Source organism: Blastococcus sp. CT_GayMR20, from assembly GCF_004570345.1.
Genome location: NZ_SPQM01000220.1, coordinates 1 through 5,545 on the forward strand (window position 1 = coordinate 1; position 5,545 = coordinate 5,545).

General features: G+C 72.1%; 4 protein-coding genes and 1 tRNA gene. 2 read left to right on the plus strand and 3 right to left on the minus strand.

What is annotated here, in order from left to right:
- Positions 1-1,111: phospholipase (locus tag E4P40_RS25865; protein WP_135161191.1), on the minus strand; the 1,111-nt coding region annotated here is incomplete at its 3' end.
- 74 nt (positions 1,112-1,185) lie between these two features.
- Between E4P40_RS25865 and E4P40_RS25870 the strand changes: the two genes are divergently transcribed.
- On the plus strand, positions 1,186-2,454 hold the full coding sequence (locus tag E4P40_RS25870) for an aspartate kinase (protein WP_135161192.1): 1,269 nt from the start codon (positions 1,186-1,188) through the stop codon (positions 2,452-2,454).
- The gene (locus E4P40_RS25875; RefSeq protein WP_135161193.1) at positions 2,451-3,518 is read left to right on the plus strand and encodes an aspartate-semialdehyde dehydrogenase; all 1,068 of its coding nucleotides are present in this window, start codon (positions 2,451-2,453) and stop codon (positions 3,516-3,518) included. Before E4P40_RS25870 ends, E4P40_RS25875 begins: the two co-directional genes overlap by 4 nt.
- A gap of 24 nt (positions 3,519-3,542) precedes the next feature.
- Here E4P40_RS25875 and E4P40_RS25880 read toward each other — a convergent pair whose 3' ends face one another.
- Positions 3,543-5,339 (minus strand): prolyl oligopeptidase family serine peptidase, encoded by a 1,797-nt coding sequence (locus E4P40_RS25880; RefSeq protein WP_135161194.1) that lies wholly within the window; start codon positions 5,337-5,339, stop codon positions 3,543-3,545.
- Positions 5,340-5,420: 81 nt separating this feature from the next.
- Positions 5,421-5,494: transfer RNA gene (locus E4P40_RS25885), tRNA-Pro, on the minus strand.
- Positions 5,495-5,545: the final 51 nt, after the last annotated feature.

Consider the following 5,545-nt stretch of genomic DNA (forward strand, 5'->3'; position numbering starts at 1 on the left):
TGCCGACGTGGTTCTCCACGTCGAAGACGTGCACGCGGCCCTCGCCGGCCTTCCGGCACATCTCGATCGCCTGCCACCGGCCGACGAGCTGCGGACGCTCGGCGAAGGCGCCGTCCTGGTCGGGGACCCGCGGGACGATCACCACCAGGTGCAGGTCCGGATGGTCGGCCAGCGCCTCTGCGAACAACCGGGCCACCTCCGCCGACCACATGTACTGGTCCTCGAGGTAGATCAGCCGCCGGGCCCGCTTGATCGCCTTGGTGTAGCCGCGCGCCACCGACCGCTCGCCGTCCGGGGCGAAGTCGTAGGGCGGCCGGATAGCCGGATAGGTCCGCAGGTTCTGCACGAAGTGCGGCCCGCATTCCGGCGGCGGCGGCAGCTGCGGCGGCAGCGGGTCGGCGTGCAGCCGCGTGTGGTGCAGCTTGTCGTGGATCCAGGCGATGGGGTGGTCCTCGTCGGGGCTGTTCGGGTCGTCCCAGCGCTCCCGGAACACTGTGTCGAGCACGTGCACGGCCGGGCCCCGGATCTGCAGCTGGACGTCGTGCCACGGCGGGTTCGGCCCGTACGCCTCCGCCATCGGCAGCGGCTGGGGATCCCCGCCGTGATCGGCGTCGTCCCGGCGGCCGTAGCAGAGGTCGATGCCGCCGACGAAGGCGATGTCCTTCGACGGGTCCTCGTCGTGCCGCAGGACCACCATCTTCTGGTGGTGGCTGCCCATCCGCCGGATCCGCTGGTCGAGGATCACCTCGCCGCCGCCGTGCTCGATCTCGGCGTCCAGCGACCGGTTGGCCTCCTTGTTCAGCGACAACCGGGACATGTGCGAGCGCCAGACCAGGCCGCGGACGCACACTCCCTTCTTCACCGCCTCGGTGAACAGCTCGGCGACCGTCGGTCCCTCGTCGCGCAGCTTCTCGTCCGGGTCGCCCCGCCAGTCGGTGAAGAACAGGTGGTCCCCGGCGTTCAGCGACCGCACCTCCTCGACCAGCCGGTCGAAGTAGGTGCTGCCGTGCAGCAGCGGCTCGGCGAGGTTGCCCGCCGTCCACCCGGGCAGCGCCGTGTGGGGATTTCCCCGCTCCTCGGCGCTGAGCAGCCACTGCTCCGGATCGTCCATCCCATGATCACAACCCGCCGGTGCCGGGGACGCAACCACCGGCCCGACGGGGGACCTCGGTAACCTCATGACCCGTGGCCCTCGTCGTCCAGAAGTACGGCGGTTCCTCCGTCGCGTCCGCAGAGCACATGAAGCGTGTCGCCGAACGGATCGTCACCGCCAAGAAGAACGGCGACGACGTCGTCGTCGTCGTGTCCGCCATGGGCGACACGACCGACGAACTGCTCGACCAGGCCGGCCAGATCACCGACGACCCGCCCGGTCGCGAGCTCGACATGCTGCTCACCGCCGGCGAGCGGATCTCCATGGCGCTGCTGGCCATCGCCATCTCCACGCACGGCTACGAGGCGCGGTCGTTCACCGGTTCGCAGGCCGGCGTCATCACCACCGGAAGCCACGGCAAGGCCCGGATCATCGACGTCACCCCCGGCCGGCTGCGCTCGGCGCTCGACGAGGGCTCCATCGTGATCGTCGCGGGCTTCCAGGGCGTCAGCCAGGACACCAAGGACATCACCACCCTCGGCCGCGGCGGTTCGGACACCACGGCCGTCGCCGTCGCCGCGGCCCTGCGCGCCGACGTCTGCGAGATCTACACCGACGTGGACGGCGTCTTCACCGCCGACCCGCGGATCGTCCCGAACGCCAAGCGCCTCGACACCATCACCTACGAGGAGATGCTCGAGCTCGCCGCGTCGGGAGCGAAGGTGCTCATGCTCCGGTGCGTCGAGTACGCCCGGCGCTACGGCATCCCGGTGCACGTCCGCAGCTCCTACTCACACCTTCCCGGCACGATCGTGACTGGCTCGATGGAGGACCTCCCGGTGGAACAGGCGATCATCACGGGCGTCGCGCACGACCGCTCCGAAGGCAAGATCACCGTCTACGGGGTGCCCGACCGGCCCGGCGAGGCGGCGCAGATCTTCCGGGTGCTCGCCGACGCGGAGATCAACATCGACATGATCGTGCAGAACGTGTCGGCCGAGGCCAGCAAGCTCGCCGACATCTCCTTCACGCTGCCGGTCAGCGACGGTCCGACGGCGCTCGCGGCGCTGGAGAAGGTCAAGCACACCGTCGGCTACAGCGACGTGCGGTTCGACCAGCACATCGGCAAGGTGTCGCTGGTCGGGGCCGGCATGCGCTCGCACCCCGGCGTCTCGGCGAAGTTCTTCGGCGCACTCGCCGACGCCGGCGTCAACCTGGAGCTGATCAGCACCTCGGAGATCCGCATCTCCGTGGTCTGCCGCGACACCGAGGTCGACATCGCCGTCCGCGCGGTGCACGACGCCTTCGACCTCGGCTCCGACGAAGCCGAGGCAGTGGTCTACGGAGGGACCGGACGATGAGCAGGCTTGTGAATGGGCATGGCACCGACAGCGGCCTGCGGGTCGGCATCGTCGGCGCCACCGGACAGGTCGGCACCGTGCTGCGCGAGCTCCTCGCCGAGCGGAACTTCCCGCTCTCCGAGCTGCGGTTCTTCGCCTCGGCGCGGTCGGCCGGCAGCACCCTGCCCTGGGCCGACGGCGAGATCACGGTCGAGGACGCCGCCACCGGGGACCCGACCGGGCTCGACATCGCGATCTTCTCCGCGGGTGCCGCCACGTCGAAGGCCCAGGCGCCGCGGTTCGCCGAGGCCGGCGTGACGGTCATCGACAACAGCTCCGCCTGGCGCCGCGACCCGGACGTCCCGCTGATCGTCAGCGAGGTCAACCCGCAGGCGCTGGGGGAGATCCGCAAGGGCATCATCGCCAACCCGAACTGCACGACGATGGCCGCGATGCCGGTGCTCAAGCCGCTGCACGACGAGGCGGAGCTGGTCCGGATCGTCGCCAGCACCTACCAGGCGGTCTCCGGCAGCGGGGTCGCCGGTGTCGAGGAGCTGCACGGGCAGGCGAAGGCAGTCGTCGACAAGGCCGACGCCCTCACCCACGACGGGTCGGCCGTGCCGTTCCCCGACCCGGTCAAGTACGTCGCACCCATCGCGTTCAACGTGCTGCCGCTGGCCGGCTCGATCGTCGACGACGGCACGTTCGAGACCGACGAGGAGCAGAAGCTCCGCAACGAGAGCCGCAAGATCCTCGGCATCCCGGAGCTGCGGGTGTCGGGTACCTGCGTGCGCGTGCCGGTCTTCACCGGGCACTCGCTGTCGCTCAACGTCGAGTTCGCCCGGCCGCTGTCGGTCGAGCGGGCGACCGAGCTGCTGTCCACCGCGCCCGGGGTCGAGCTGTCCGACGTCCCCACGCCCCTGCAGGCCGCCGGACGGGACCCGTCCTACGTCGGCCGGATCCGGCAGGACCAGGGCGTGGACGACGGCCGCGGGCTCGTGCTGTTCGTGAGCAACGACAACCTGCGCAAGGGCGCGGCGCTCAACACCGTCCAGATCGCGGAGCTGATCGCCGCCCAGCGATAGGTGCCGAAATCGCCATTCCGGCTCCTATGGCTTGACGTGCCGCAGGGCGAAGTCGAGCGCGACCTCGACCTGGCGGATCGTCTCCTCGATGACGAGGGAGCCGTGGCCGGCGTCGAAGCGGTAGACCTCGTGGTCCTTGCCGAGCTCCGCGAGGCGGGCCAGGTAGTTGTCGATCTGCCGGATCGGGCAGCGCGGGTCGTTCGCGCCGGCCACCACCAGCACCGGCGCCGCCACGGCGTCGACGTAGGTGATCGGCGAGGACCGGACGTAGACGTCGTGCACCTCCTCCGGTGAGCCGCCGAAGAGCGCGCGGTCGTAGGCCCGCAGACCTTCCATCTCGTCCTCGTACGCGGCGAGGTAGTCGGCCACCGGAACCTCGGCGATGCCCGCTGCCCAGCGCTCGGGCTGGGTGCCGAGGCCGAGCAGGGTGAGGAATCCGCCCCACGAGCCGCCGGAGAGCAGCGCGCGCTGCGGGTCGACGACCCCCTCGGCCACCAGCGCGTCGTAGACCGCGCCGACGTCCTCGAGCTCGGTGAGCCCCGGCCGGCCGGTGAGGGCGTCCCGCCACGCGCTGCCGTAGCCGGTGGAGCCGCGGTAGTTCACGTGGACGACCGCGTAGCCCGCGTCGACGTAGGCGGCCCGCCGCGCGCGGTAGGAGTCGTCGTCCGCGGCCTCCGGCCCGCCGTGCACCAGGAACGCCGTCGCGTACGGAGCCGGGCCGTCCGGCCGGACCAGCAGCGCGTGGACGTCGCCACCGGGGCCGGGCACCCAGCGGTCCTCGACCGGGTAGGCCGCGGGCGGCTCCTCGTCGCTCACCGACAGCACCACCGGGCCGTCGGCCCGGCGGATGACCGGCGGCAGGGCGGACGACGACCAGGCCAGCTCCACCGTGCCGTCGGGGCGCGCGGTGGCCCCGCGGACGACGCCCGACGGCGTCTCCAGCTTCTCCAGGTGGCCGCTGGACAGGTCGTAGCGGTAGATCTCGCTGCGGGCGGCGTGGTCGTGGCCCACCAGCAGGGCGGACCCGTCCGGGTAGAAGCCGGCGGTCACGTCGCCGGGCAGGTCGAGCACGATCTCGGTCTCGGTGTCGGCGGCGACGTCCCAGATGAGCAGCTCCTCGCGGCCGCGGCGCTCGTGCCCGACCAGCAGCCGGCGGTCGTCGGGGAGGGGGCCGAACTCCAGCGCGTGCAGCCCGCGGCCGTCGCCGTCCCACTTCTCCGCGACGACGCTGTCGTCGGCGGTCCGGAGCACGCGCAGGGCGGGGTAGCGCGGGTCGCCGTGCTCGGAGTGCGACAGGACCACCAGCTCGTCGTCCCGGGTCAGCGCGTCGACCGAGGCCGGGTCGGGGTGGGCGTAGATGACGCGGGGCTCCCCGCCGGACGGCGCCAGCCACAGCTCGCTGCCGTCGTCGGTGGACCGGCCGACGGCGACCAGCGTCCGCCCCACCTCCAGGCCCGCCGGGTAGGCCGGTCCCACCGCGGGGATCGCGACCTCGTCGGGACCGCCCGCGAACGGCTGCGTCTGCCACACCCCGAACTCGTCGCCGTCGGTGTCGGCGAACCACCAGATCGTCTCGCCGTCCGGGCTGAGCGTGCCGATGAGCGTGCCGTTGGGCCGGTCGGTCACCTGGCGGTGCCCCCCCGTCGTGCGGTCCCACGCGTACTGCTCGACGACGCCGCTGACGTCGGAGGAGTACAGGCTGCGGTGCGGCGCGTCGAGGGCCCAGTCGGGCAGGGAGACCCGCGGCGCGCGGAACCGCGCCTGCCAGCGGGCGGTGACCTCGGGGGGGAGAGCGGGAGCGGCGGCGGGTTCGGCGGTCACCGACCCATCCTCCCAGTCGCCCGTGGATGCCCCTCGCACGACGCACTCAGGGGCCGCCAGCGGCGGCCCCTGAGCAGTGGGTCGGGGTGACAGGATTTGAACCTGCGGCCTCGTCGTCCCGAACGACGCGCGCTACCAAGCTGCGCCACACCCCGCGGTGCCTGCCGAGTCTAGCGCCCGGTTCCCCGCGGTCTCGTCGCGGGTCA

Coding starts and splice junctions, on each gene's coding strand:
- E4P40_RS25875 (WP_135161193.1), top strand. CDS start 2,451: ATGAGCAGGCTTGTGAATGGGCATGGCACCGACAGCGGCCTGCGGGTC.